The organism is Halorubrum aidingense JCM 13560, assembly GCF_000336995.1.
Taxonomy (GTDB): domain Archaea; phylum Halobacteriota; class Halobacteria; order Halobacteriales; family Haloferacaceae; genus Halorubrum; species Halorubrum aidingense.
In genome coordinates this window covers 369,544-394,430 of record NZ_AOJI01000017.1, presented here as the reverse complement: position 1 = coordinate 394,430, position 24,887 = coordinate 369,544, and the positions used below count along the sequence as shown (strand labels likewise).

General features: G+C 68.8%; 24 protein-coding genes and 1 tRNA gene. 17 read left to right on the top strand and 8 right to left on the bottom strand.

The features are described from left to right. Positions 1 to 227: 227 nt before the first annotated feature. The 4 genes from C461_RS05150 (at position 228) to C461_RS05135 (ending at position 7,328) form a co-directional block, all read left to right on the top strand. Positions 228 to 1,964 (top strand): type II/IV secretion system ATPase subunit, encoded by a 1,737-nt coding sequence (locus C461_RS05150; RefSeq protein WP_007999236.1) that lies wholly within the window; start codon positions 228 to 230, stop codon positions 1,962 to 1,964. Then, positions 1,964 to 4,090: a type II secretion system F family protein gene (locus C461_RS05145; RefSeq protein ID WP_007999235.1), complete on the top strand. Its 2,127-nt coding sequence runs from the start codon at positions 1,964 to 1,966 to the stop codon at positions 4,088 to 4,090. The genes C461_RS05150 and C461_RS05145 overlap by 1 nt, the downstream gene beginning before the upstream one ends. 79 nt (positions 4,091 to 4,169) lie before the next feature. Next, the gene (locus tag C461_RS05140; RefSeq protein ID WP_007999234.1) at positions 4,170 to 4,832 is read left to right on the top strand and encodes a class I SAM-dependent methyltransferase; all 663 of its coding nucleotides are present in this window, start codon (positions 4,170 to 4,172) and stop codon (positions 4,830 to 4,832) included. A 60-nt stretch (positions 4,833 to 4,892) separates the two neighbouring features. Continuing rightward, positions 4,893 to 7,328, top strand: coding sequence for a methyl-accepting chemotaxis protein (locus tag C461_RS05135; RefSeq protein WP_007999233.1), 2,436 nt, complete (start codon positions 4,893 to 4,895; stop codon positions 7,326 to 7,328). A gap of 62 nt (positions 7,329 to 7,390) precedes the next feature. Here C461_RS05135 and C461_RS05130 read toward each other — a convergent pair whose 3' ends face one another. Then, the gene (locus C461_RS05130; protein ID WP_007999232.1) at positions 7,391 to 7,675 is read right to left on the bottom strand and encodes a hypothetical protein; all 285 of its coding nucleotides are present in this window, start codon (positions 7,673 to 7,675) and stop codon (positions 7,391 to 7,393) included. A 13-nt stretch (positions 7,676 to 7,688) separates the two neighbouring features. Next, a complete protein-coding gene (locus C461_RS05125) occupies positions 7,689 to 8,213 on the bottom strand; it encodes a DoxX family protein (protein WP_049906358.1) in 525 nt (174 codons plus the stop codon). 213 nt (positions 8,214 to 8,426) lie between these two features. Here C461_RS05125 and C461_RS05120 point away from each other — a divergent pair. Next, positions 8,427 to 8,497: transfer RNA gene (locus tag C461_RS05120), tRNA-Gly, on the top strand. 331 nt (positions 8,498 to 8,828) lie between these two features. Here C461_RS05120 and C461_RS05115 read toward each other — a convergent pair. Together C461_RS05115 and C461_RS05110 are read right to left on the bottom strand one after the other, a co-directional pair. Further along, positions 8,829 to 9,602 carry an SDR family NAD(P)-dependent oxidoreductase gene (locus tag C461_RS05115; RefSeq protein WP_007999230.1) on the bottom strand — a complete coding sequence of 258 codons (774 nt, stop codon included), beginning with the start codon at positions 9,600 to 9,602 and terminating at the stop codon, positions 8,829 to 8,831. Between the two features lie 120 nt (positions 9,603 to 9,722). Continuing rightward, positions 9,723 to 10,796: an NAD(P)/FAD-dependent oxidoreductase gene (locus C461_RS05110; protein ID WP_007999229.1), complete on the bottom strand. Its 1,074-nt coding sequence runs from the start codon at positions 10,794 to 10,796 to the stop codon at positions 9,723 to 9,725. A gap of 213 nt (positions 10,797 to 11,009) precedes the next feature. On the opposite strand from C461_RS05110, the gene C461_RS05105 reads away from it, so the two are divergent. Next, on the top strand, positions 11,010 to 11,327 hold the full coding sequence (locus C461_RS05105) for a hypothetical protein (RefSeq protein ID WP_007999226.1): 318 nt from the start codon (positions 11,010 to 11,012) through the stop codon (positions 11,325 to 11,327). A 48-nt stretch (positions 11,328 to 11,375) separates the two neighbouring features. Here C461_RS05105 and C461_RS05100 read toward each other — a convergent pair whose 3' ends face one another. Both C461_RS05100 and C461_RS05095 read right to left on the bottom strand, forming a co-directional pair. After that, a complete protein-coding gene (locus C461_RS05100) occupies positions 11,376 to 12,047 on the bottom strand; it encodes a metallophosphoesterase family protein (RefSeq protein ID WP_007999225.1) in 672 nt (223 codons plus the stop codon). A 286-nt stretch (positions 12,048 to 12,333) separates the two neighbouring features. After that, a complete protein-coding gene (locus tag C461_RS05095) occupies positions 12,334 to 12,999 on the bottom strand; it encodes an O-methyltransferase (protein ID WP_007999223.1) in 666 nt (221 codons plus the stop codon). Positions 13,000 to 13,113: 114 nt separating this feature from the next. Between C461_RS05095 and C461_RS05090 the strand changes: the two genes are divergently transcribed. Continuing rightward, positions 13,114 to 14,790 (top strand): acyl-CoA mutase large subunit family protein, encoded by a 1,677-nt coding sequence (locus tag C461_RS05090; protein WP_007999221.1) that lies wholly within the window; start codon positions 13,114 to 13,116, stop codon positions 14,788 to 14,790. A 31-nt stretch (positions 14,791 to 14,821) separates the two neighbouring features. On the opposite strand, the gene C461_RS05085 is transcribed toward C461_RS05090, so the two are convergent. Next, a complete protein-coding gene (locus tag C461_RS05085) occupies positions 14,822 to 15,625 on the bottom strand; it encodes a formate/nitrite transporter family protein (protein ID WP_007999219.1) in 804 nt (267 codons plus the stop codon). Between the two features lie 120 nt (positions 15,626 to 15,745). Between C461_RS05085 and mce the strand changes: the two genes are divergently transcribed. Then, positions 15,746 to 16,132, top strand: a complete 387-nt coding sequence (gene mce, locus C461_RS05080) for a methylmalonyl-CoA epimerase (protein ID WP_007999217.1) — start codon at positions 15,746 to 15,748, stop codon at positions 16,130 to 16,132. Between the two features lie 96 nt (positions 16,133 to 16,228). Here the strand turns inward: mce and C461_RS05075 are convergent, their stop codons facing one another. Next, positions 16,229 to 16,924, bottom strand: a complete 696-nt coding sequence (locus C461_RS05075; protein ID WP_007999215.1) for a ZIP family metal transporter — start codon at positions 16,922 to 16,924, stop codon at positions 16,229 to 16,231. Between the two features lie 172 nt (positions 16,925 to 17,096). On the opposite strand from C461_RS05075, the gene C461_RS05070 reads away from it, so the two are divergent. The 9 genes from C461_RS05070 to C461_RS05030 all read left to right on the top strand — a co-directional run bounded on the left by C461_RS05070 (position 17,097) and on the right by C461_RS05030 (position 24,846). After that, positions 17,097 to 17,786 carry a cyclase family protein gene (locus tag C461_RS05070; RefSeq protein WP_007999213.1) on the top strand — a complete coding sequence of 230 codons (690 nt, stop codon included), beginning with the start codon at positions 17,097 to 17,099 and terminating at the stop codon, positions 17,784 to 17,786. Between the two features lie 105 nt (positions 17,787 to 17,891). Then, positions 17,892 to 18,173 (top strand): 50S ribosomal protein L44e, encoded by a 282-nt coding sequence (locus C461_RS05065; protein WP_007999211.1) that lies wholly within the window; start codon positions 17,892 to 17,894, stop codon positions 18,171 to 18,173. Between the two features lie 2 nt (positions 18,174 to 18,175). Next, positions 18,176 to 18,349: a 30S ribosomal protein S27e gene (locus C461_RS05060; protein WP_007999209.1), complete on the top strand. Its 174-nt coding sequence runs from the start codon at positions 18,176 to 18,178 to the stop codon at positions 18,347 to 18,349. Positions 18,350 to 18,367: 18 nt separating this feature from the next. After that, on the top strand, positions 18,368 to 19,168 hold the full coding sequence (locus tag C461_RS05055) for a translation initiation factor IF-2 subunit alpha (RefSeq protein WP_007999207.1): 801 nt from the start codon (positions 18,368 to 18,370) through the stop codon (positions 19,166 to 19,168). A 21-nt stretch (positions 19,169 to 19,189) separates the two neighbouring features. Next, positions 19,190 to 19,372, top strand: a complete 183-nt coding sequence (locus tag C461_RS05050) for an RNA-protein complex protein Nop10 (protein WP_007999205.1) — start codon at positions 19,190 to 19,192, stop codon at positions 19,370 to 19,372. A 109-nt stretch (positions 19,373 to 19,481) separates the two neighbouring features. Next, positions 19,482 to 20,234 (top strand): proteasome assembly chaperone family protein, encoded by a 753-nt coding sequence (locus C461_RS05045; protein WP_007999204.1) that lies wholly within the window; start codon positions 19,482 to 19,484, stop codon positions 20,232 to 20,234. A gap of 123 nt (positions 20,235 to 20,357) precedes the next feature. Then, positions 20,358 to 21,524 (top strand): thiolase domain-containing protein, encoded by a 1,167-nt coding sequence (locus tag C461_RS05040; RefSeq protein WP_007999202.1) that lies wholly within the window; start codon positions 20,358 to 20,360, stop codon positions 21,522 to 21,524. Continuing rightward, positions 21,521 to 21,967 carry a Zn-ribbon domain-containing OB-fold protein gene (locus tag C461_RS05035; RefSeq protein WP_007999200.1) on the top strand — a complete coding sequence of 149 codons (447 nt, stop codon included), beginning with the start codon at positions 21,521 to 21,523 and terminating at the stop codon, positions 21,965 to 21,967. Before C461_RS05040 ends, C461_RS05035 begins: the two co-directional genes overlap by 4 nt. Before the next feature lie 80 nt (positions 21,968 to 22,047). After that, on the top strand, positions 22,048 to 24,846 hold the full coding sequence (locus C461_RS05030) for a PAS domain S-box protein (protein ID WP_007999198.1): 2,799 nt from the start codon (positions 22,048 to 22,050) through the stop codon (positions 24,844 to 24,846). The last annotated feature ends 41 nt before the right edge of the window (positions 24,847 to 24,887 follow it).

Genomic DNA, 24,887 nt, shown 5'->3' with positions numbered 1-24,887 from the left:
ACGTAACGGGCGCGCCAATAGCTCGAACGTCCAGCGATGCGACCGCAGCCGCCCGCTCAGCGACGCGATCGCCACCGAACGCGCCGGCACGACCGCCACCGAACGCGCCGGCACGACCGCCACCGAACGCGCCGGACGAGAACACCCCCAGCCCGCTCTCGATGTCGCGTCTGATAATCATCAGGTGGACTTTAAACCACCACGTCCCATACGGCCCCTATACGACGATGGCGAGTGACGCGGGAGACGACGTCGGCGGTCGCATCGAGGCGCTCCGGCGACGGCTCTCTCGGACGTGGGAACTGCTGCAGGGGTCCGAACTCGACGTGCGCCCGTTCCGCCCCGGCGACGACGGCCCGCTCGCCGCCTTCTCGCCGCCGGCGGACGAACGTGAGATCGACCGCTACTGGGTGAACGCGCCGTACGCCTACGTGGTCATCACCTACGACGACGTCGAGAGCGAACACCGGTACTACGCGGTCGAGCCCGACCTCGACGCGTTCGAGCGCGACCTCCTCGACCGCGTTGCCGACGACATCCGGGACCCGCTACTCTACCGCGACGGAACGGGCAAGACCGACGAGGACACCCTCCGCGCGGAGCTGGCGACGCTGCTCGAAGCCTACGGCGTCGACGCCGGGATGGACACCTTCCACGCGCTCGCGTACTACCTCTACCGCGACTTCCGCGGCTACGGGAAGGTCGACCCCCTCCTGAACGACCGCCACATCGAGGACATCTCGTGTGACGGGTACGACCTGCCGATCTTCGTCTACCACGACGAGTACACCGACATCGAGACGAATGTCTCGTTCCCGAAGGGGGAACTCGACAACTACGTCATCCGCCTCGCCCAGCAGTCCGGGCGGCACGTCTCCGTCGGCGACCCCATCGTGGAGACGACGCTGCCGGACGGGTCGCGCGCGGAGCTCGCGCTCGGCGAGGAGGTGACCCCGCGCGGCTCGGCGTTCACGATCCGCCAGTACGCCGAGGACCCGCTCACGCCGATCGACCTCGTGGAGTACGGCACCTTCTCGATCGAGCAGATGGCGTACTTCTGGCTCTGTATCGAGCACAACAAGAGCCTCATCTTCGCGGGCGGCACCGCCTCCGGGAAGACGACCTCGATGAACGCGGTGTCGATGTTTATCCCGCCGCGCGCGAAGGTGCTCACCATCGAGGACACCCGCGAACTCTCCTTGTACCACGACAACTGGCTCTCCTCGATCACCCGCGAGCGCCGCTACGAGGGGACGGACATCGACATGTACGACCTGCTCCGCTCGGCGCTCCGCCACCGGCCCGAGTACATCATCGTGGGCGAGGTCCGCGGCGACGAGGCGATCACGCTGTTCCAGGCGATGAACACCGGTCACACCACGTTCTCGACGATGCACGCCGACTCGATCGAGACGGTGATCAACCGGCTGGAAAACGAGCCGATCAACGTCCCGCGCGCGATGGTGCAGTCGCTCGACATGCTCTCGATCCAGACGCTGACGCGCTCCGGCGACCAGCGCGTGCGCCGCGCGAAGACGATCGGCGAGATCGGCGGCATCGACCAGCGGACCGGCGAACTCGACTATTCCTCCGCGTTCGAGTGGCGGCCGGAGGCCGATGAGTTCCGTCGGAACGACTCCTCGCTGCTCGAAGAAATCGCCGACGAACGCGGCTGGTCGCGGTCGGAGCTGCTCTCCGAGTTCCGGCGCCGAGAGCGCTTCCTCGACCGGCTCGCCGCTCTCGACATCACCGACTACCGGACGTTCACCGCCCTCGTCAACGAGTACTACGCCGACCCCGCCCGCGTGATGGACCGGCTCGACGACCGGGTCGCCGGTGAGGGCGGGGACGGGGCGAACGGCGGCGGGAGTGACGGAGACGGCACAGACGAAGCCGGCACGAACCGGACCGCCGCGGCGGGCGGACGCGTCGGCGGCGCGAACGACGGGTCCGGAGAGCGGTGATGCTCGCGTACGTTCCGCTTCTCGCGGCGGTCGGCCTCTGTCTGGCGCTGGTGCTCCCGCTCGCCGACCGGCGCGCCGACCTGCTCGTCACCCGGGTCGCGCTGGCGCTGTTCGGCGACTACGTCGGCGTCGACGGGAGCCGCCGGCAGCGCCAGCGCGACTTACTTTACGCCGCGCATGTGGGCGGAACACACCGTGAGTACGCCTCCCGGACGATACTGTACGCGGGCGTCCTCGGCGTCGCCGGAAGCGTCGCCGGGGTGTACGCCGCGGGGGCGCTGCTGTCGGCGCTCGACGTCGGCGAGGCGGCCATCCGCGAGACGCTACCCGCCGCGCTCGCGTTCCTCGCGGGGCTGGCCCGACTCACGGAACTCGGGCTCCTCGAACTGTTCGCGCTCCTGCTGTTCGCGTCGGCGACGCTCGGCTCCGCGCTCGCCGTCGGGACCTACTACGGCCGGTGGGAGGTGTTGAACCAGCGGGCGCACGCCCGGGCGGCCGAGATCGACGCCACCCTTCCGCGGACCGTCGCGTTCATGTACGCGCTCTCGCGGTCGGGGATGGCGTTCCCGCGCGTGATGGACACACTCGCCGAGAACGAGGACGTGTACGGCGAGGCCGCGACGGAGCTGTCGGTCGCGGTGCGTGACATGAACGCCTTCGGTACCGACGCGCTCACCGCGCTCCAGCGCACCGCCCGCCGGACGCCCAGCGAGGACCTCGGCGACTTCGCCGAGAACTTGGCGTCGGTGCTCGGAACCGGCCAGTCGATTTCGGCGTTCCTCAGCGACCAGTACGAGCTGTATCAAGAGGAGGCCGAGTCGAAACAGCAGCAGTACCTCGAACTGCTCTCGACGTTCGCGGAGGCGTACGTCACGGCGCTGGTCGCCGGCCCGCTGTTTTTCATCACCATCCTCGTCGTGATCGGCCTCGTCTTGGAGGACACGCTCCCGCTGCTCCGCGTCGTCGTCTACCTCGCGGTCCCGCTGGCGACGTTCGGGTTCGTCGTCTACGTCGACAGCGTGACGCAGGGCGTCGGCGGGACGGAGACCGCCGACCGGTACCGCGAGGACGCCGCCGAAGCACGCTCCGACGGCGGCGTCGCGGTCAACGACGAGCGCGCCGCGTCCGCGTCGGCGACCGACTCCTGGGCGGCGAGCCGCGAGCGGCTCCGCGCGTACGACCGCGTCCGCCGCGTTCGGTCGTGGATCACCTCGCCAGTCGAGAGCGTCCTCGACGCGCCCGCGACGGTGTTTCTGGCGGCCGTGCCGCTCGCGCTCGTCGGGCTGCTCGTCTTCGCGTTCCCGGTCACGCGCGGCCCGCCGACCGAGATGGTCGCGCAGGTCGACACGGCCGTCGTCGTCGCGACGGCGCTCGTGCTCGCGAGCTACGCGGTCGTCTACGAGGTCCGCAAGCGGCGGACGCGCCGGATCGAGTCGGCTGTACCCGACTTCCTCGACCGGCTGGCGAGCGTCAACGAGGCGGGAACCTCCGTCGTCGGCAGCGTGCGCCGGGTCGCCGGGTCGAACCTGGAGGCGCTGACGACCGACCTCGAACGCACCCGTCGGGACATCGACTGGGGAGCCGACGTCGGCACCGCGCTGCGCCGACTGGAGCGCCGGGTCCGGTCGCCGATGACCTCGCGGGCCGTCGCGCTGATCACGAACGCGATGCACGCGAGCGGCGACGTCGGCCCCGTCCTCCGCATCGCGGCCGAGGAGGCGCGAGCGACGTGGGGGCTGCGGCGCGAACGACGGCAGGTCATGGTGACGTACCTTATCGTGATCTACATCTCCTTTCTGGTCTTCCTCGGGATCATCGCCTCGCTGTCGGTCTCGTTCATCCCGGCGATCGAGGAGGCGGCGATCCCCAGCGGTGCCGGCGGTGACCTTCCGGGTAGCTCGACCGACGGCATGCCCAGCGGATCCGGGGGACTCACCGACGGGCTCGGGGACATCAACGCGTTCGCCTACGAACAGCTGTTCTTCCACGCCGCGACGGTCCAGGCGATCTGCTCGGGGCTCGTCGCCGGCCAACTCGGCGAGGGATCGGTGAACGACGGCGTGAAACACGTCGTGGTCCTGCTCGGCTTGACACTGCTCACGTTCCTCGTGATCGGCCTCGTGTAGCGCGGTCGAGAGCGACACGCGGGACGGCGAACGCGCCCGATGACGGCGCACCTATACCGGCGGCGGCCGACCGCCCGGTATGGATCCGGAGGACGCGACGGACGCCGGCGGGACCCCGCAGGCGACCTACGACCGCATCGCCGCTCACTTCTCGAAGACGCGGGAGTACGCGTGGCCCGAGGTCGAATCGTTCCTCGACGGGCGGTCGGCCACGCGCGCGCTCGACGTTGGGTGCGGGAACGGCCGTCACACCGAACTGCTCGCGGCGCGGTCAGCGTCGGTCGTGGGGGTCGATCTCAGCCGCGAACTCCTCCGAGAGGCGACGACGCGGGCGCGCGAGCGCGACTTCGACGCGGTCGCCGACTTCGTCCACGGCGACGCCGCCGCGCTGCCGATCGCCGGCGAGTCGATCGATCTCGCCGTCTACGTGGCGACGCTTCACCACCTCTCGCCGCGCGCCGCGCGAGTGCGGAGCCTCGACGAACTCGCTCGCGTGCTCGAACCGGGCGGGACCGCGCTGGTGAGCGTCTGGAGCACCGCCCACGACCGCTTCGACCGCGAGTCGGGGTTCGACACGACCGTCGACTGGACCCTGCCCGGCGGCGAGACGGTCCCGCGGTATTATCACATCTACTCGCCGAGCGAGTTCGAGCGCGACCTCGACGCGAGCGACCTCGAACCGATAGACGTCGACGTCTCCAGCGGAAACTGCTACGCGGTCGTCACCGCGCCTGCGCCCTGAATATCAATATCGATATCGAAAGGAGTGGATTAAAGCAACCGTGTCGACCGCGTCGATGTAATGGACGCCACTCCCCTCGAACGCCTCCTCCGTCGGGCGAGTCCGGACGTCGTCGCCCGGAGTTATCTTGCGAAGTTCTTGGTCGTCGTGCTGCTCGTGCTCGCCGCCATCGGCGCCGTCGGCGTGGTCACGTACGCGGAGACGACCGATCACCTCGAAGCGAACGCCCAAGCGGACTACACCGCGGTCGCCGAACTGAGCGGCACCGAACTCGACGGCTGGGCGAGCGAGCGTCGCTCGATGGCGAGCGACATCGCGGACTCCGACGCGTTCTCGCGCGACGAGTCGCAGGTGAGCAGCTACCTCGCCTCGCATCACTCCCGGACGGCCGACGAGGTGGTGGCGCTCCACTACGTCGACCGCAAGGCGGGCACCGTGATCGCGTCGAGCGCGGACGGCGACGGAACCGACGACCCCGGCGCCGCAGTCACTGACCAGGAGTGGTTCGACGAGAACCTCCTGTTCGGCGACCGGGTGTACACGACGCCCACCTACGAGGCCGACGGGCAGCGGCGCGTCGCGTACGTCGCCGCGACCCCGCTTCGCGACTACCTCGTCATGGAGATCGATCTCGGTCCCGTCGTCGGCGACTTCCGGCAGCCGACCGCCGGGTCGTTCACGACGCTCGTCGAGGCCGACGGGACGCTCGGCGCGAGCGACCGGGCCGGCGTCGCCGGGGAACGCTACGACGAGGCGTTGCAAACCGCCCTGTTCGACGAGGAGCAGCCGGTCGGTCACGTGCCGTCGGCGTCGTTCCAGTTCGCCGACGGCGCGGAGTACTTCGTCGCGTACGCGCCCGTCTCGTCCGAGGATTGGTACGTGGCGGTTCACGTCCCCCTGTCCGAGGCGTACGCCCTCTCGGGGATGATTGGGCGAAACCTGTTGCTCATCATCGGCGTCGCGGTCGCGGGGCTCGGGCTGCTCGGTGCGACGCTCGGCCGGGGAACCGTCGCCGAGCTGAATCGGCTCACCGGCAAGGCACGAGCGCTCGAATCGGGCGATCTCGACGTCGCGTTCGACACCGACCGCCGCGACGAGTTCGGCGATCTGTACGGGGCGTTCTCGACGATGCGCGACTCGCTGGGCGATCAGATCGAGTCGGCGGAGACGCAGCGCGAGCGCGCCGAGGCGGCGAAAGCCGAGAGCGAGGCGTTCGCCGAGACGCTGGAGACGCGCGCGGCGGCCTTCGGAGAGACGATGGCGGCGTGCGCCGACGGCGACCTCACCGCCCGGCTGGACGCCGACGCCGACGATCCGGCGGCACTCCGAGAGATCGCAGACGGGTTCAACGACGCGATGGACGAACTGGAGGTGGCGATCGCGCGAGTCGACCGCTTCGCCGAGGAGGTGACCGATAAAAGCGAGGCGGTCACGGACGGCGCCGACGAGGTGGCGGCCGCCGGTCAGGAGACGAGCGACGCGGTCGACGAGATCTCCGCGGGCGCACAACGGCAGAGCCGCCGCCTGAGCGACGTCGCCGGCGAGATGGAAGACATGTCGGCGACCGTCGAGGAGGTGGCGGCCTCCGCCGACGAGGTCGCGACCACCTCACAGCGCGCGAGCGCGCTCACGGCGGAGGGCCGGGAGGCCGCGGTCGAAGCGGTCGAGGAGCTTCACGCGATTGAAGACTGCTCGGCGTCCGCCGCCGACACCATCGCGCGGTTGGAAGCGGAGATGGCGGAGGTGGACGCGATCGTCGAAACCATCGCCGAGATCGCCGACCAGACGAACCTGCTCGCGCTCAACGCGTCGATCGAGGCCGCCCGCGCCGGCGAGGCGGGATCCGGATTCGCGGTCGTCGCCGAGGAGGTGAAATCGCTCGCCGAGGAGACCCAGGAGTCGGCCGCGGAGGTCGAGTCGCTCATCGAGGACCTCCGGGAGCGGACCGACGAGAGCGTCGCGGAGATGGCCGCGATCCGCGAGGGCGTCGACGAGGGCGTCGACACCGTCGAGACGGCCGAGGACGCGCTCAGCGAGGTCGCCGAGCGGGTGGCCGCGGCCGACGACGGCGTACAGGAGATCTCGGGAGCGATGGACGCGCAGGCGAGTTCCGTCAACGAGGTCACGGGCGCCGTCGACGACCTCGCCGGCGTGAGCCAGCAGACGACCGCGGAGGCGACGACCGTCGCGTCGACCGCCGAGGAGCAGGCCGCCACGCTCCAGCGCGTCTCCGAGGAAGCCCACGACCTGACCGCGAGAGCCCGCGACCTGCGTCGGATGACCGACCGCTTCGAGGTCGTCGAGTGGGCGGCCGACGACGTCGACGTCGGCGACGCCGACGGCACCGACGACGCCGACAAAAGCGGTGCCGAGGGGGGCGACACCGACGACTCCGGATTCGACTTCTCGGGCGGGACGGAGCCGGGCTCGGTGAGCGCCGACGGCGGCGTCGACCGTAGAGAGGAGCCACTCGGCGGCTCGTCGAACGCGAACTGAAAAGGATCGTTGCGGACCGGTCGCGTCGTCACGGACTGGTCGCGTCGTCGTCGGGACGGTCCTCAGTCGGCGACCGTCTCGTGGCCGGCCCGCGCGTCCTCAGCGAGCGGAGTCGCGATTTTGTAGGCCGCGTAGAGGCCGAGCACCGCGATGCCGGCCAGCACGACGCCCGTTCGGATCTGCGGCGAGATGAGTGGGGTCGCCACGACCTCGCCCGCCTCGTTGGTGATCGGGACCGGGCTGTACGGGGCGCCGACGAGGAGCTCGATGATCCCCATGCCGACGATTCCGAGCAGCATCAGTCCCGCGCTCAGCGCCATCGCCGCCTTGTCGATGATGTCTGTCATTGGATGTCACCTCTTAGCCGAGCAGGTAGCGGAGTTTCGGGTGCTGTTCGACGACGTCCAGCTTCTCGATGACCGCGTCGAGCCCGTAGTATCGACCGGCCGCGAGCATGATCATCGTCATGAACAACAGCAGCCCCATCAGGTCGCTGTTGACGACGCCGTTGCCGAAGCCGGCGTTGCCCACCCAGAACAGGACCATGAAGATGACCCCGCCGAACGCGGCCAACCGGGTGAACGCGCCGACCATCAGCGCGAGCCCGATCAGCGTCTCGAAGAGGGGGACGCCCGGCTCGATGAGCCACGCGAGGTTGTTCCCCATCCAGACGGGGAGCCCGCCCAGCGCGGTGCCCGTCATGTCCTGCATGTAGGCCGTCCCGTAGGTGAACGAGAGCCCGTTTTCGATGATCTTGGTGATGCCGGCGTGGAAGAACCACCAGCCGGTGACGACGCGCAGGAAGGCGATCCAGTACGCCGCCCACGGGCCGTCAAGCGCGAACTCGACTTCGTCGACCAGGGGATTGCTCGATTGGTATGACATCGTCGTCACCTTGCAAGTGAACGTTGACCGGGGAGACACATATGTACCTAACCGGCTTCTAAGGGCCTGAAAAGCGTTCTAATCCAGCGGGAACGGCCCTCAATATTGTGGCTTTTTAAATACTCCTGCCGATCGGTTCCGGGTCGTCGTCGACTCGACTCTCGACGGGAACACGGAACGTTTATCAGAACAGTTCGGCCTACGTGTAGGTGCGCGCCGGTGGTCTAGTGGTAGGACCTGAGCCTTCCAAGCTCATGGCCCGGGTTCAAATCCCGGCCGGCGCATCTTCCCGCACACTACGAACGAGGAGCGACAGCGACGAGTGAGTCGTGCGGGAAGATGCGCCAAGGGGTTTGAACCCTGGAAGTCGCAGCCCGGAACGACGCGAAGCGCCGCACGCCCGGACCGTCTTCCTCCGGTTCAAATCCCGGCCGGCGCACTTCCGACTGACTGCGTCAGTCGACGTTTGCTTCGCTTCGCTCAGCAAACTCCCTTCGGTCGTGCGCCGGCCGACCTCCCGATCGCTTCGCTCGCGGGAGTCCCGGCCGGCGATGTTCCTCGCTTCGCTCAAAAATACTGAGAGAGATTTGACTCCTGAAAGCCGCACTTCGTGACCTACAGCCTCGATCCGCCGTCCACCCACACCGTCTCGCCGGTCACGTAGCCCGCGTCCGCGGAGGCGAGGTAGAGGTACGCGCCACGCAGGTCAGCGGGGATACCGGCTCGGGACGGGAGCCCGTCGGACTCCTCGATGGCCCCTCTCGCCTCATCGGCCCAGCCCTCCCGAATCTCGGTGGCGATCGGACCCGGGGCGACCGCGTTCACCCGGATCCCGTGCGCGTCGAGTTCGAGCGCCGCGCTTCGCGTGAGCATCTGGATGCCCCCCTTCGTCGCCGCGTAGTGGGAGTGGTTCCGCTCCGCGCGCTCGGCCGTCGTCGACGACGTGTTCACGATGGCCCCCTCGACGCCGCGGTCGATCATGTCCTTGGCGGCCAGCTGCGTGCCGAAGAACGCGCCGCGGAGGTTGACGCCGTGAACGAAATCGAAGTCGTCGGGAGTGACGTCGAGGAACTCCAGGCTGCGGTGGACGCCCGCGTTGTTCACCATCACGTCGACCCCGCCGAACTCGCGGGCCGCCTCGATCACTGTCTCGATCTGGCTCGGGTCGGAGACGTCCGTCTCGACGAACGCGGCGGTCCCGCCGCGCTCCTCGATGACCTCGTGTGTGGGTGTCTCGGTGTCGACGTCCTTCGGTTCCGCCTGAACGTCGGCGTTGATCACGGTCGCTCCCGCGTCGCCGAACCCGGTTGCGACCGCGCGGCCGATACCGCTCGATCCCCCCGTGACCACGACCGTCTCGCCGGCGAAGTCCGCGTCGATGGTTCCCATACTGACGGTCGAACGCTCCGGATCAAAAAGATTGGCGTCGGCTCCCGTCTACCGGGGTCTCCTCGCCTCGGAAGCCGCTGGCGCCGGGAGTTCAGGCGGCTCAGCCGTCGTCAGCCGTCGTCAGTCGTCGTCGGTCGCGGGCTGCTCCGGTTCGGCGCTCGCCTCTTTTCGCGGCCCGCCGGCGTGCCCCTCGTGGGCGACTGCGGTCGCCAAGAGCTCCGCCGAGATCGCCGGCACCTCGTCGGCGTCGACGGGGCCGTCACGGGCGATATCTTCCGTCGAGCGCGGGAACTCGCGAATCTCCTTGTGGATCGCGAGGCCGGCCTTCGCGCCCTGCCCCATCGCGACCGGCACCTGGTTGTGGCCGGGCGTGATGTCGCCGACCGCGAAGACGCCGTCAACGCTGGTGCGGCCGTGATCGTCGACGTCGATCTCGCCGCCGTCGGTGAGGTCGCAGCCGAGCCCCTCCGCGAGCGCCGTGTTGTAGTCGGAGCCGTACATCGGGAATCCGCCGCGGTACTCGCGGCGCGTGCCGTCCTCGAACTCCAAGGCTTCGAGCCACCCGGAGTCGGGGTCGTTCTCGACGCCGCTCACGTCCTCGTGGACGATTTCGACGGGGTGCGCCTCCAACTGCGCCGCGGTCTCCTCGCTCCACGTCGGCTCCGCCCCGCGGGTCAGGATGTCCACGTCGTCGGTCATGTTGAGCATGATCATCGCGACGTGGGCGGCCGCCTCGCCGTGGCCCATCACGTACACCGGCTCGTCGACGAACATGTACGCGTCACAGTGCAGACAGTAGTGCAGTCCCTTTCCGGTCCGCGGCAGCGGCGGGTCCGGACGCTTGTCCGAAAAGCCCGTGGCCAGCACGACGCGGTCGGCGAGCAGGTCGTCGTCGCCGACCGTCAGCCGGAAGCGGCCGTCGTCGGTCTCCTCGACGTCGGTGACGAAGCCGCGCTCGAAGGTGCCGCCGTACGACTGCACCTGCTCGCGGCCGGTCGCGAGGAACTCGTTGCCGGAGACCTCCTCGGTGACGCCGATCACGTTGTGGGTGTCGGCCATCATCGCCGCGCGGCCGCCGCCGCGGTCGATCAGCACCGTCTCGTGGCCCAGTCGGGCGCCGTACAGCGCCGTCGTGAGACCGGCCGGTCCCCCGCCGACAACCGCGATGTCGTACTCGTCGTCGGACGAACTCATTACCCGTGGTACGGCGCGCGCCGGTTTAAATGGATTCGTGCTGTGCGCGCCTCGCGGCCAGCCCGCCGTCTGCGTGTTACCGCGTCTCGTGGTACGATCTGGCGCACGACGCCGCCGGCGGCGAATCGTCGCGCCGCCGAGGGCGGACCGAACCGGATCGACCGCCGTCGTCCTCCCGGTCGTTTATGTCGATCCGCCGCGTGCGCTGTGGCAGTGCCCTCCCGACTCGTCGCCGCCGTCGTCCTCCTGGCGGTCGGTATCGCCGCCGACGTGTGCACCACGTACGCCGCGCTCGCCAGCGGCGAGTACGTCGAGGGGTCGCCGATTGGACGTGCGCTGATCGGCCGTTACGGGCTCGTGCCGGGGATGTTGCTCACCAAGGCCGCGGGGATGATCGTCATCGGCATCCCCGTCGCGGTCGCCGGCGGGACCCGACGGCTCGTCGCGACGCTGATGTGCGCCGGCGTCGGACTCCTCTCGCTCGCGATCGCCGCGCGAAACCTCCTGCTCGTCGTCGGTATCTGGCCGTGAGCGATCGGCCGGGGCTATTGGGGCGGCGTTGTCGTTCCGTTGCGGCCATCACTCACCTTTATAAAGCCGCTCGGCGGTGCGCTCCGGGAGATCAGCGTCCGCGACGGCGTCGCTCACGCGGTCGATGTCGTACGCGACGCGACGGAGGTCCACCTCGTCTCGCTGGGTGTCGAGCACGGCGTACCCCGCGTCGGGGTCGCCGTCGCGCGGCTGCCCGACGCTGCCGGGGTTGACGACGACCCCGCCCGCGACGGCCCGCTTCCCCTGGACGTGGGTGTGTCCGAGGACGATGCCGTCGTACTCGCTCATGTGGCGGTCCAAGTTCGGGAACTCGTCCGGGTAGACGTAGGCGTCCTCGCGCTCGGCCGCGGGGTGTGAGTGCACAAGGAGGTACCGTCCGCCGGCGATCTCGGCGGTTCGGGGGAGTCCGCGGAGCCACGCGAGTTGATCGTCCGACAGGGTCGCCTTCGCGTGTTCGAGTCCGGCCTCGGCCATCCGGTTGGCCCGGTAGCGCTCGGGCGTCTCGACCGTGCGGTCGTGGTTCCCGCGAACGGTCGTCGCTGCGACCTCGCGGACGCGCTCGACGCACTCGGCCGGCCACGGGTTATACCCGATCACGTCGCCGGCACAGACGATCCGGTCGACGGCGGGCATGTCGTCGAGGACCGTTTCGAGCGCCGGGAGGTTCGCGTGCACGTCCGAGATGAGCCCCACCTTCATCGGGTCGGGGTTCGGTGTCGACGCCCGAATAGGTTCGGTCCGTGGGTGGTTTTGGAGGAAGTCGATCGCTTATAAACGGCCGCTGGAAAGCTAGCGACGAAGGCTGCCAAAACTCAGTCACCCCACACAACACCGCGGCCGCACCTCACGCCTCCCCAACCTCGTCGGAGCGGCGCTTATAAGCGCCGCTCCGACTCCCTCGCGCTCGGATTCGCGCCGCGAAGCGGCGCTCACCGGAGCGCGCCGACCGCAGGTTTATTTATAAATGGGTCGCGTCCTCGCGGTCTCACGCCACCTTCGTCGACACCGCGATCCCGGAGCCGACCGGCAGGATCGCAGTCTCGACGGCGTCGTCGGAGCGCACCGTGCCGACGTACTCGCCGATCCCGCGCGTCTCCGCGTCGACCTCGGGATCCGGTAGGGGGGCGCCGTCCTCGAAGTGCGCGACGAGGTCCGCGAAGTCGATGGGGCCTCTCGTGACGTTGTCGGCGACGATCACGCCGCCGGTGCGGACCTTCGGGAGAACCGTCCGGTAGGCGTCGGCGTACCGCTCCTTCTGGTGGTCGATGAGGACGACGTCGAAGGGGCCGTCGTAGCGCTCGATCGTCTCCATCGCGTCGCCCACCTCGAAGGTCACCCGGTCGGCGTACCCGCCGTCGGCGGCGAACTGGACCCCTCGGGTCGCCTCGTCCTCGTCGAACTCGGTGCAGACGACGGCGTCGGCGCCGCCGCGCAGGAACCACGTCGCGGAGTAGCCGAACCCCGAGCCGAACTCGAAGACGTGCCCGGCGTCGGTCAGTCGGGCGAGCAGCCGCAGGACCGCGCCCGCCTCGGGACCGATGATCGGGAACCCCCAGTCGTCCGCGAGGGCGGCCATCTCCGCCTGCGTCGCGGTGTGTTCGGGCGCCGTCGCGGCGAGGAAACGCTCGGCCGAGTCGGAGAGGACGTCCATGTCGGAAAATGGACCGCTCGGCACTTGAAACCGACTGCCGGCGACGATTCGGGACCGTCGTGGTCGCCTCGCGCCCGAAAAGTGTTAAGTCGCGGTCGGCCGACCGATTCGATAATGTACGACCCTGAGGAACTGGCCGCGATCCGGGAGGCCAAAGCGTCGTGGGAGTCGGGGACCTACGGCGAGACCGTCGACCGATTCGGCGAGCGCAAGGAGACGTTTACCACCGACACGGGCGGTCAGGAGGTCGATCCGCTGTACACGCCGGCCGACGTCCCCGACCACGACTACCGCGAGGACGTGGGGAACCCGGGCGAGGAGCCGTACACGCGCGGCGTCTACTCGACGATGCACCGCGGGCGGCTCTGGACGATGCGGCAGTACGCCGGGATGGGCACCGCGGCGGAGACGAACGAGCGGTTCAACTACCTCATCGATCAGGGCTCCTCCGGGCTCTCGATGGCGTTCGACCTCCCGACGCAGATGGGGTACGACTCCGACGCCGCGATGGCCGAGGGCGAGGTCGGGCGGTCCGGCGTCGCCATCGACACGCTCGACGACTTCGAAACCGTGTTCGACGGGATCCCGCTCGACGAGGTGTCGACGTCGATGACGATTAACGCCCCGGCGGGCGTCCTCCTCGCGATGTACGTCGCCATGGGCGACAAACAGGGCGTGCCCCGCGAGGAGCTTCGGGGAACCATCCAGAACGACATCATGAAAGAGTACATCGCGCGGAACCTCTACATCTATCCGCCCGAGCAGTCGATGCGGCTCATCACGGACATCTTCGACTTCTGCGCCGCCGAGACCCCCCGCTTCAACACCATCTCCATCTCGGGGTACCACATCCGGGAGGCCGGCTCGACGGCGGCCCAGGAGGTCGCGTTCACCCTCGGTGACGGGATCGAGTACGTGCAGGCCGCGATCGACGCCGGCCTCGACGTCGACGAGTTCGCCCCCCAACTGTCGTTTTTCTTCAACGCGCACAACAACATCTTCGAGGAGGCCGCGAAGTTCCGCGCCGCCCGGCGGATGTGGGCGCAGATCATGGAGGAGCGCTTCGACGCGCAGAACCCCAAATCGAAACAGCTCAAGTTCCACACGCAGACCGGCGGCTCCACCCTGACGGCCCAGCAGATCGAGAACAACGTCGTCCGGGTCTCCTACCAGGCGCTCGCGGCGGTGCTCGGCGGCACCCAGAGCCTCCACACGAACGGGAAAGACGAGGCGCTCGCGCTCCCGACCGAAAAATCGGTCCGGACCGCGCTCCGCACCCAGCAGATCCTCGCGCACGAGTCGGGCGCCGCGGACACGATCGACCCGCTCGCGGGCTCGTACTACGTCGAGAACCTCACCGACGGGATCGAGGAGGACGCCTTCGAGATCATCGAGGAAGTCGACCGCCGCGGCGGCATGTTGGAGGCGGTGAAGAGCCAGTGGGTCCAACGGCAGATCCAGGACGTCGCCTTCGAGCGTCAGCGCGAGATCGAGGAGGGCGAGCGCGTCATCGTCGGCGTCAACGAGTTCGCGGTCGACGAGGAGCCGGAGATGGACTTAGAGGAGGTCGACCCCGAACAGGAACAGGCTCAGCGCGAGCGTCTCCACGAGGTGAAAGCCGACCGCGACGACGACGCCGTCGACGACGCGCTCGCGTCGCTGCGCGAGGCCGCGCGGGGCACCGAGAACGTGATGCCCCACATCGTCGACGCCGTGAAGGCGTACGCGACGGTCCAGGAGATATCGGACGTGCTCCGCGAGGAGTTCGGCGAGTACAAGCCGGGACGGTGAGTCGGCGGGAGGGTTCGGTTCCGAAACCCGCTTAGTTCGCGCCGCGGACGACGTGACCGTACTTCAACAGCGCGACGAACACCGCGCCGCCGAAGGCGTTGCCGAGCGTCGCCAGCACGAGGAACCCGATGTAGTCGGTCAGCGTGATCGCGTCCGAGACGACGAGCCCGAACAGCACCTCGACGTTGCCCGCGATCGAGTGCGGGAGGTGGAGGAGCCCGATCGTTCCGGTGACGATCAACACGAGGAGGATCCGGGCGGTCGTGTCTTGCGCCGCCGTCACGAGCCACGCCAGCAGCCCCATCAGCCACCCGGCGAAGACGCCGCCGATGAACAGCCACGGGAGGTCGTGGTCGACGAGCTTCAGCGCGATCGTCTCGAAGGACGCGGGATCGACGACGCCGAGCTCCGGCATCAACAGGGTCACGAGGAGGGTGAAGAATAGCCCGCCGACGAGGTTCCCGACGTACACCAGTCCCCAGAGCCGGCCCAACTGTTGGATCGACGCCTGCCGGTCGAGCACCGGGATCACGGCCAGCGTCGTGTGCTCGGTGAACAGCTCCGAGCGGCCCAGGATCACGAACATGAAGCCGATGGAGTAGACGCTCGCCAACAGCAGCTCGGTCGTGAGGTCGCCGAAAGTCCCCGGCGAGAGGGTCAACACGACCGCCATCATCAGCGGGCCGAACCCGATGTCGAGCCCCGCCGAGAGCCCCGAGAGCAGCAGCCCGGATCGCTCTCGATTCATCTCGTGGAGCCCGCTCTCGAGCAGCGAGTCGAGGATGCCCCGTGACGACATCTGCTCCGTCGACGCGTCGGTCTGTGAGTCGCTCACTGGTGGAGTCGCGCTGTGTTACTCCCGGAGCGTACCCAAAGCTTTGGATCCCGGCGGGGAACGGGACCGAATCCACCGTCGCTCAGTCTTTATAAGTCGCCGGCGCTCGATCGGGGACGTATGCGATTCGACCACGTCGGCGTCGCGACGCGCGACGCCGCCGATCTCGCCGACCTGTTCGACGGACTGCTCGACGCGCCGATCGCTCACGAGGAGACGTTCGACGGAATGTCCGTCGTCTTCCTCGAACTCGACGACGGCGGCTACTTCGAACTCTTAGAACCCGCCGCGGACGGCGCGATCGCGGACTACCTCGACCGCGAGGGGCCGGGGATCCACCACGTCGCGCTCGCGACCGACGACGTCGCGGCGGCGCTGGACCGCGCTCGCGACCTCGGCGTTGACTGCGTCGACGAGGCGCCGCGTCCCGGCGCGTGGGGCCACGAGGTCGCGTTCCTCCATCCGCGGTCGACGGGCGGCGTGCTCGTGGAGTTCGTCGAGCACTGAGGGCGGCGAACCGTCCCCAGCACCTCCGTATGACGGAAACAAAACAACGCCTGTAGAAACAAAACAACGCCCGTATCGAGAGCCACGCGAGGGGCATCACAACAGGGCAAACGTAGCGACAAGTCCCAGGGCGGTGGCGAACGCGATCGACGGGCCACCGCTGTCGTACGCGTCAGGCATAATCTCCACAGCCAGAGTAGCCAGCACAGCGCCACCACCCGCGCCCCGAATGAGGGCTAGGGTCGTGTCGCTGACGCCGGAGAACACGGCATACCCAATGACGACCGCGAGTACGAGCCCGATTGCTGTCGCTGTCCAGAGGCCGAGAACCCACTTCGCAGACCGTCCGCTATCGATCATTTGCGAAGTGCCAACGACCGCTTCGGGAACGTTGTTCGCCGCAATTCCAGCAAGGAGTGCGAGCGGGCCACCGACCGGACCACCACCGATAAGAACCATACCCAGCGTGACGTTCTCTGCGAGACCGTCGATAACGACGGCGATGAAGATTGGAACGCCGTCCGTGTCGCTTCGCACACTTGCAACGTACTTCACCCCGACGTAGAATCCGGTCCCGACGAGGAGGCTCGCAGTTGTGAGACCGAGACCTGCGGTCCGGAACGCCGGTTCGAACAACTCGAACGAGAGGCCCGTGATGAGCGACCCGCTCGCGAACGCGAGAGCGACGGCAGTGATTCGGCGTGACGGTCGTGAGAAGACACCGACCGTGGCTCCTACGACCAGCGGAAGCCCCGTCCCTACTCCATAGAGAAGGGCAGTAAAGAGATCCATGAGTTGACATACCGTACGCACTCCGGAGATGGAAAATGTGGGGGGCATCAACGCCATCGACGGTGAACTGTCCTTCCGCAGGCCGTACGTTCGTTTCTGCAAACGCTCATCGGCGACTGAAAATGCGGATTTCACCACCGCTTTTTAACCGCCGCGGTCGCCACTTCCCGCCATGTTCCGTGACCTCTCGCGTCCGATCGAGACGGGGATGCCGACGTATCCCGGCGACCCCGACGTGACGCTGGCGCCCGACGCCACCCACGAGGCGGACGGCTACGCGACGAGCGAACTCCGGACGGGCACCCACGCCGGCACCCACGTCGACGCGCCCAAACACACGCTCCCCGACGGGGACGCGATCGACGAGCGGGCGGTGGGCGAGTTCGCGTTCACCGCCCGGCTCGTCGATCTCCGACCGCTGAGGCCGCGAGAGCCGATCGGGGCGGCGACGCTGTCGGACGCGCTCGGGGGTGGAACGGACGCGGTCGACCCCGTAGTCGATCTCCTCGTCCTCCGAACCGGCTGGGCGGCTCACTGGGGAACCGACCGGTACCGCGACCACCCGTACCTGACCGAAGCGGCGGCCGAGCGGTGTCGCGATCTCGGCGTCGGTATCGGCCTCGACGCGTTCGGGCCGGACCCGACGCCGACTGGGTCGGAGACGAACGGCGCGACCGAAACGGACGCCGAGCCGGCCGGAACCCCGGCGCACGACACGCTCTTCCGGGCCAATTTGCCGATCGTCGAGAATCTGTGCGGGCTCGACGGGCTCCCCGATCGGTTTCGACTGTACGCGTTCCCGCTCCGGCTCCGAGGCGGCGACGGGTCGCCGGTGCGAGCGGTCGCGGAGTGGCGCGACTGAGTGGCGGCGGTCCGTCCGACGCCCCGGTCCGGGCGCCGGCGGCTCCGAGACAGACCAAACCCGTTTTAAGCGTCCGTGACGAACCGCGTTCCAAGGTAGATATCCATGGAGATGCCACGTCGTTTCAACACGTACTGTCCGCACTGTGACTCCCACCAGGAGCACGAAGTGGAGAAGGTTCGATCGGGTCGGGCGACCGGAATGAAACGCGACGCGCGTCAGCGACGCCGTGCGCTCGCGACGATCGGCAACGCCGGCGGGTACTCGAAGGTGCCCGGTGGCGACAAGCCGACGAAAAAGACCCACCTGAACTACCGCTGTGGCGACTGCGGCAAGGCCCACATGCGCGAGGGCTGGCGCGCCGGCCGACTCACGTTCCAGGAGTAAGCATGGCAGGAGATTTCCACCGCGTCGCCTGCGCCGACTGCGAGAACGAACAGGTCGTCTTTGGCAAGGCCGCTTCCGTCGTGTCGTGTGCGGTCTGCGGCACGACGCTCGCGACCCCGACCGGCGGGGAGGCCGAGTTCCACGGCGAGATCGTCGAAACCGTTGAGGCGCGGTAACCGCCTCACCAACTCCGTATGAAGTACAGCGGCTGGCCCGAACCCGGCGAACTCGTGGTCGGCGACGTCGACGAAATCGCGGACTTCGGCGTGTTCGTCGACCTCGACGAGTACGAGGACAAGCGCGGGCTCTGCCACATCAGCGAGGTCGCGTCCGGTTGGATCAAGAACGTCCGCGACCACGTCCGCGAGGGACAGACGGTCGTCGCGAAGGTGCTGGAGGTCAACGAGTCCTCGAACCAGATCGACCTGTCGATCAAAGACGTCAACGAACACCAGCGGAAAGACAAGATACAGGCCTGGAAGAACGCCCAGAAGGCGGACAACTGGATGCTCATCGCGCTCGGCGAGGACGTCGACGACGAGCGCTACACCGAGGTCGCTAACGCGCTCCTCGTCGAGTACGAGTCCCTGTACGACGCCTTCGAGGCGGCCGCGATCAGCGGCGACGAGGCGCTCGAGGGGGTCGACATCGACGACGAGGCGCTCGACGCCATCGTCGAGGCCGCCCGCGACAACGTCTCCGTCCCGTACGTCGACGTGACCGGCTACGTCGATCTCGAATCGATGGGGCCTGACGGCGTCGACGACGTGAAGGCCGCCCTCGAAGCGGCCGAGGGGAACGGCGAGGTCCCCGACGGCGTCGACCTCGAGGTCGGCTACGTCGGCTCGCCCGAGTACCGGATCAAGGTCCGCGCGCCCGACTACAAGACGGCCGAGGACCAGCTCGAAGCCGCCGCGGCGCGTGCCCGCGAGGCGATCGAGTCCGTCGGCGGCATCGGTGGCTTCCACCGTGACCGCCGCGAGGACGACGAGTAGTCGTCCCACACGTTTCTACCCGTGAAATCCGACATCCGCGTCTGTGCCGACTGGGAGACCGCCCACGACCGCCCGGTGTACACCCTCCGCGACCGCTGTCCCGAGTGCGACGGCCCGACCGCCAACAGCGCTCCCGCGCCGTTCAGTCCCGAAGATCCCTACGGGGAATACCGCCGGCGGGCCCGGCGGCGAGACGCCGAGTAGCCGGGCCGAAGGTCTCGGAGAAGCCGGGCCGAGATCTGTTGTGCCCGTCCGCGCGGCCGCGACGCCGGAATAGCCACCCTCTTGTGACCGCCGCTCGGATGAGTCGGATATGGACGACATCGAGATCGACGAGGTCGCGACGCCGGAGCTCGACGACCCGGTGCTCATCGAGGGGTTGCCGGGCGTCGGCCACGTGGGGAAGCTCGCGGCGGAACACCTCTTAGAGGAGTTCGACAGCGAACTGGTTCGCCGCGTGTACACCACCGAGTTCCCGCCGCAGGTGAACGTCGACGGCGACGGCGTCGCCGAGCTGACCTGCGCCGAGTTCCACGCCGTCGAGACCGACGGCGCCGACATGCTCGTGTTGACCGGTGACCACCAGGCCGGCTCGAACGCGGGCCACTACACGCTGACGACGACGTTCCTCGACGTCGCCGAGGAGTTCGGCGCCGAGCGCGCGTTCGCGCTCGGAGGCGTCCCGACCGGCGAACTCGTCGAGGAGTACACCGTCCTCGGCGCGGTCTCCGACGTCGATCTCGTCGAAGCGCTGAAAGACGCCGGTGTCGAGTTCCGCCCCGACGAACCGGCCGGCGGCATCGTCGGCGTCTCGGGGCTCGTGCTCGGCCTCGGCGGCCGCCGCGGATTCGACGCCGCCTGCCTGATGGGCGAGACGAGCGGCTACCTCGTCGACCCGAAGAGCGCCCGCGCGGTGCTCGAAATCCTCGAAACGGTGCTGGAGTTCACCGTCGACTACGAGAGCCTGGAAGACCGCGCCGAGGAGATGGAGGAAGTCGTCGGCAAGATCCGCGAGATGCAGGAGGGGCCGGCGGTGCCGGACGACGACCTGCGGTACATCGGCTAGTCTCGGCTCGATCGCGATCGACAGGTACCCACCGATTCCGGCAGCGGTGACGTCCACTCGCGGACGACGCCGCGGGCTTTTGCTTTGCGAATTTATAAACCGATCCCCGATTATCGTTCATGCATGACCGAAGCACGCGTCGCGGGCGTCGGGCTCACCCACTTCGGGAGCCACCCGGACCGAACCGGCCGCGATCTGTTCGCGACGGCCGCGCTGCGAGCGCTCGACGACGCCGGCGTCCCGCGCGGGGACGTCGAGGAACTGAACTACGGCAACTTCATGGGCGCGCTCGCCGAGCACCAGGGCCACCAGGCCCCGCTGATGGCGGAGGCCGCGGGCCTCGACTGCCCGGCGACGCGCTACGAGGAGGCGTGTGCCTCCGCCGGCGTCGCCGTTCGCGAGGCGGTCCGGACCGTTCGCGCGGGCGACGCCGACGTGGTCCTCGCCGGGGGAATGGAGCGGATGACCAACCTGCCGACCGACGAGGTGACGGAGGCGCTCGCCATCGCCGCCGACGACCTCTTCGAAGTGCGCGCGGGCGTGACGTTCCCCGGCGCGTACGCGCTGATGGCGAGCGCCTACTTCGACGCGTACGGCGGGAGCCGCCGGGACCTCGCGCACGTCGCGTCGAAGAACCACGAGAACGCCCTCCCGAACGAGTACGCACAGTACCGACGGGAAGTGTCCGTCGAGGACGCCCTGTCGGCGCCGCCCGTCGCCGAGCCGCTTCACCTGTACGACGCGTGTCCGATCACCGACGGCGCGAGCGCGCTCGTGATAGTCTCCGAGGAATACGCCGAGACGCACGACGTTGACGCCCCCGTCGCGGTGACCGGCACCGGCCAGGGAACGGATCGGATGGCGCTCGCGGACAGAGATCACCTCGCACGTACGCCCGCCGCCGACGACGCGGCGGCCGCTGCCTACGCCGACGCCGGTGTGGAGGCTGCCGACGTCGACGTCGCTGAGGTCCACGACTGTTTCACCATCGCGGAGGTGCTGGCGGTGGAGTCGCTCGGCTTCTTCGCGCCCGGCGAGGGAATCCGCGCCGCCCGCGACGGCGTGACGACCGCCGACGGCGACCTCCCCGTGAACCTCTCCGGGGGTCTCAAAGCGAAAGGACACCCGGTGGGGGCGACCGGCGGCTCGCAGATCGCGGAGCTGACTCGCCTGCTACGGGGCGACCACCCGAACAGCGAGCACGTCGCCGACGCGGAAGTCGGCGTCGCTCACAACGCCGGCGGCACGGTCGCCAGCGCGGTCGTCCACGTGCTGGAGGTGGCGGAATGACCGACCGATCCGCGGGCGACGAGGTGCGCGCGGACGGCGGCGAGTCGCGGCCGGGGAACGCCGGGCACGACGAGTGGCTCGACGCCCTCGCCGACGGCGACGGGTACGCGCTCGTCTGCCCGGACGGCCACGGCTCGCTGCCCCCGAGACGGGTCTGTCCGGACTGCGGGTCGACGGCGCTCTCCCGGGAGCCGCTCCCCGAGACGGGGACCGTCGAGACGTTCAGCGTGGTCCACGTCCCGTCGCCCGAGTTCGCCGACGACGCCCCGTACGTGAGCGCGATCGCCGAGTTCGGCCCGGTTCGACTCACCGGGGTGCTCCGCGGGGTCGAGCCCGAGCTCGACGCGGTCGCGGTCGGACGGTCGGTCGGCGCCGGCGTCGAGGAGCGGGCGACCGACGGGAAGCCGCTGGTCGTGTTCCGTCCCGTCGCCGACGACGCGTAGGGGCGTCCCCGCGGTCGGGGTCGCTCCACGTGCGTCGATCGGCCAAATTGTTATATCGGCGTCGTCTGTACAGATAGAGGATGGTCGACCAGATCCGCGTGCTTCACGTCGACGACGACCCGGACCTCGTGGGGCTCACCGCGTCGTTCCTCGAGCGCGAGGACGACCGGATCGCGGTCGACACGGCGACCGACGCGACCGAGGGCCTCCGCGTCCTCGACGATCGCGCCGTCGATTGTATCGTCTCGGACCACGACATGCCCGGGCCGAACGGGATCGAGTTCCTCCGGTCGGTTCGGGACCGGGACCCGGACCTCCCGTTCATTCTGTACACCGGCAAGGGGTCGGAGGCCGTCGCGAGCGACGCGATCTCCGCGGGGGTCACCGACTACCTCCAGAAGGCGGGCGGCACGGAGCAGTACGAGATCTTAGCGAACCGGATCGTCGAGGCGGTCGAGAAACGCCGGCTCGAACGCGAGGCCGAGCGAACGCAGGCGCACCTCCAAGCGATCACCGCCCACTCGATGGACGCGATCATCACCATCGACGCGGACGGGACGATCCGCTTTGCGAACCCCGCCGTCGAGCGGTTGTTCGGGTACGACCCCGAGACGCTCGTGGGCGAATCGGTGGAGACGCTGATGCCGGCGGACCGACGCGAACAGCACCGCTATGGCGTCGAGCGCTACCTCCAAACGGACGACCCGTCGATCGATTGGTCGGCCGTCGAACTCCCCGGCCGACACCGCGACGGCCGCGGGCTTTCGCTTTCCATCTCGTTCGGCGAGTTCGAGGAGGACGGCGAGCGCCGGTTCGTCGGCATCGTCAGGGACGTCAGCGAGCGCGACAGACACCGGGCGTTCGTCGAGCACTCGACCGACATCGTCACCGTGCTCGACGAGGCCGGGCGGTTCCGGTACCTGAGCCCGTCTGCCGAGGAGATCATCGGGTACGAGCCCGAGTCGCTGTACGGTGAGCCGGCCTTCGAGTACGTCCACCCGGACGACCGCGACGCCGCAATGGAGTCGTTCGAGGAGACGTTCGAGGAGACGTTCGGCGGGACGACCGGCGACGACCCCGGGTACCCGGCCGTCGAATACCGGTTTCGGTGCGCCGACGGCGAGTACCGGTGGCTCGAATCCGTCGGGAGCAACAGGCTCGACGGCGGTGCGGTCGCCGGGTACGTGATCAACACGCGGGACGTCGCGGAGCGGAAGCGACGCGAGCGGAAGTTGGCGCAGCTCCGCGAGTGGACACAGCAGCTCAACTACACGCGGACGATAGCGGAGACGACGCGGCTGGCGGTCGACGCGGTCGACGAGATCGTCGGGGCGGAACTCAGCGGTATCCACCTCCTCAACGAAGCGGGCGATCGCCTCGAACCGACCGCCCTCGCCGACTCCGTGGCGACGTTCTTCGACGATCTGCCGTCGTACGATCGCGACGCCCCCGCCGGGTCTCGCGCCGCGCTCGCCTGGGAGGCTTACCGAGGAGACGAGCCGATCGCCATCGGAGAGCTGTCGGCGTCCGACCGGCTCACCGAGGAGACGCCGACCGAGAGCATCGTGCTCCATCCGATCGGGGACCACGGGCTCTTCATCATCTCGGCGCCGACTCAGAACGCGTTCACTGAGACCGACGTGCTCATCGCCGAGATCGTGGCGAACCACCTCGAAGCGGCGCTCGACCGCGTCGTCCGCGAGTCCCGGTTAGAGGGGCTTCACGACGCCACGCGAAGCCTGATCCGCGCGGGCTCGCGCGAGGAGATCGCCGACCGCGTTATCGCCGCCGCCGAAGACGTGCTCGGCTTCTCGGTGGCGACGGTCCGGCTCCACGACGAGGCGGCCGGCGGTCTCGCCCCCATTGCGGTCTCGGACATCGCCGACGACCTCCTCCCGCCGCGCAGTCTCTTCACGCCCGACGACGGGAGCCTCAACTGGGCGGCGTTCGAGTCGGGCGAGCCGCACGTGTACGACGACATCGAGACCGTGGAGGCGCTCGACTCCGGCACGGGGCTCCGGAGCCTGATGATCCTCCCGATCGGCGACACCGGAACCATCTCGATCGGTGAGACGGCGCCCGACGTGTTCGACGCGACTGACGAGTTCCTCGCCCGGATTCTCGCGACGGCGGCCGAGACGGCGTTCGACGCCGAGGCGCGAACTCGGCGCCTCCACGAGCGGAGCGCGGAACTGGAGCGACAGAACGACCGGCTGGCGGAGTTCGCCAGCGTCGTTTCACACGACCTCCGGAACCCGCTCAACGTCGCGCAGGGCCGCGTCGAACTGGCGCGCGAGGAGTACGACTCGGAGCACCTCGACGCCGCCGGCCGAGCCCACGATCGCATGGACACGCTGATCGGCGACCTGCTCACGCTCGCCCGGGAGGGCCAGCGAGTCAGCGAGACGAGCACGGTCAGCCTGTCGGCGGTCGCCGAGGCCTGTTGGCTGAACGTCGACACCGCGGCGGCGACGCTGACGGTCGCGGCGGACCTGCGGCTGGAAGCCGACGAGAGCCGCCTCCAGCAGCTCCTCGAGAACCTGATCCGCAACGCGATCGAACACGGTGGCGACGACGTGACGGTGACGATCGGCGCGCTCGACGACGGAACCGGCTTTTACGTCGCCGACGACGGTCCGGGTATCCCCGAGGATATCCGCGATTCGGTGTTCGACGCCGGCGTGTCGACGACGCGGACAGGAACCGGCTTCGGGCTGCGGATCGTCGAGCAGGTGGCGGACGCCCACGGGTGGGAGGTCGCGGTCGCCGACGCGGCGGACGACGCCGGTGTGGAGTCGGCGGCCGGCACAGCGAACGTCGTCGCCACCGGCGCTCGTTTCGAGATAACCGGAGTCGACGTCGCTGACCGCGTCGACTGAACGGGGAACCACCGCGTCGAAAAGGGCGCGTCAAACGCGAC

What these genes read in the sequence shown, in the direction of transcription:
- C461_RS05150 (WP_007999236.1), top strand. Translation starts at nt 228, where the DNA reads ATGGCGAGTGACGCGGGAGACGACGTCGGCGGTCGCATCGAGGCGCTC.
- C461_RS05145 (WP_007999235.1), top strand. Translation starts at nt 1,964, where the DNA reads ATGCTCGCGTACGTTCCGCTTCTCGCGGCGGTCGGCCTCTGTCTGGCG.
- C461_RS05140 (WP_007999234.1), top strand. Translation starts at nt 4,170, where the DNA reads ATGGATCCGGAGGACGCGACGGACGCCGGCGGGACCCCGCAGGCGACC.
- C461_RS05135 (WP_007999233.1), top strand. Translation starts at nt 4,893, where the DNA reads ATGGACGCCACTCCCCTCGAACGCCTCCTCCGTCGGGCGAGTCCGGAC.
- C461_RS05130 (WP_007999232.1), bottom strand. Translation starts at nt 7,675, where the DNA reads ATGACAGACATCATCGACAAGGCGGCGATGGCGCTGAGCGCGGGACTG.
- C461_RS05125 (WP_049906358.1), bottom strand. Translation starts at nt 8,213, where the DNA reads ATGTCATACCAATCGAGCAATCCCCTGGTCGACGAAGTCGAGTTCGCG.
- C461_RS05115 (WP_007999230.1), bottom strand. Translation starts at nt 9,602, where the DNA reads ATGGGAACCATCGACGCGGACTTCGCCGGCGAGACGGTCGTGGTCACG.
- C461_RS05110 (WP_007999229.1), bottom strand. Translation starts at nt 10,796, where the DNA reads ATGAGTTCGTCCGACGACGAGTACGACATCGCGGTTGTCGGCGGGGGA.
- C461_RS05100 (WP_007999225.1), bottom strand. Translation starts at nt 12,047, where the DNA reads ATGAAGGTGGGGCTCATCTCGGACGTGCACGCGAACCTCCCGGCGCTC.
- C461_RS05095 (WP_007999223.1), bottom strand. Translation starts at nt 12,999, where the DNA reads ATGGACGTCCTCTCCGACTCGGCCGAGCGTTTCCTCGCCGCGACGGCG.
- C461_RS05090 (WP_007999221.1), top strand. Translation starts at nt 13,114, where the DNA reads ATGTACGACCCTGAGGAACTGGCCGCGATCCGGGAGGCCAAAGCGTCG.
- mce (WP_007999217.1), top strand. Translation starts at nt 15,746, where the DNA reads ATGCGATTCGACCACGTCGGCGTCGCGACGCGCGACGCCGCCGATCTC.
- C461_RS05075 (WP_007999215.1), bottom strand. Translation starts at nt 16,924, where the DNA reads ATGGATCTCTTTACTGCCCTTCTCTATGGAGTAGGGACGGGGCTTCCG.
- C461_RS05070 (WP_007999213.1), top strand. Translation starts at nt 17,097, where the DNA reads ATGTTCCGTGACCTCTCGCGTCCGATCGAGACGGGGATGCCGACGTAT.
- C461_RS05065 (WP_007999211.1), top strand. Translation starts at nt 17,892, where the DNA reads ATGGAGATGCCACGTCGTTTCAACACGTACTGTCCGCACTGTGACTCC.
- C461_RS05060 (WP_007999209.1), top strand. Translation starts at nt 18,176, where the DNA reads ATGGCAGGAGATTTCCACCGCGTCGCCTGCGCCGACTGCGAGAACGAA.
- C461_RS05055 (WP_007999207.1), top strand. Translation starts at nt 18,368, where the DNA reads ATGAAGTACAGCGGCTGGCCCGAACCCGGCGAACTCGTGGTCGGCGAC.
- C461_RS05045 (WP_007999204.1), top strand. Translation starts at nt 19,482, where the DNA reads ATGGACGACATCGAGATCGACGAGGTCGCGACGCCGGAGCTCGACGAC.
- C461_RS05040 (WP_007999202.1), top strand. Translation starts at nt 20,358, where the DNA reads ATGACCGAAGCACGCGTCGCGGGCGTCGGGCTCACCCACTTCGGGAGC.
- C461_RS05035 (WP_007999200.1), top strand. Translation starts at nt 21,521, where the DNA reads ATGACCGACCGATCCGCGGGCGACGAGGTGCGCGCGGACGGCGGCGAG.
- C461_RS05030 (WP_007999198.1), top strand. Translation starts at nt 22,048, where the DNA reads ATGGTCGACCAGATCCGCGTGCTTCACGTCGACGACGACCCGGACCTC.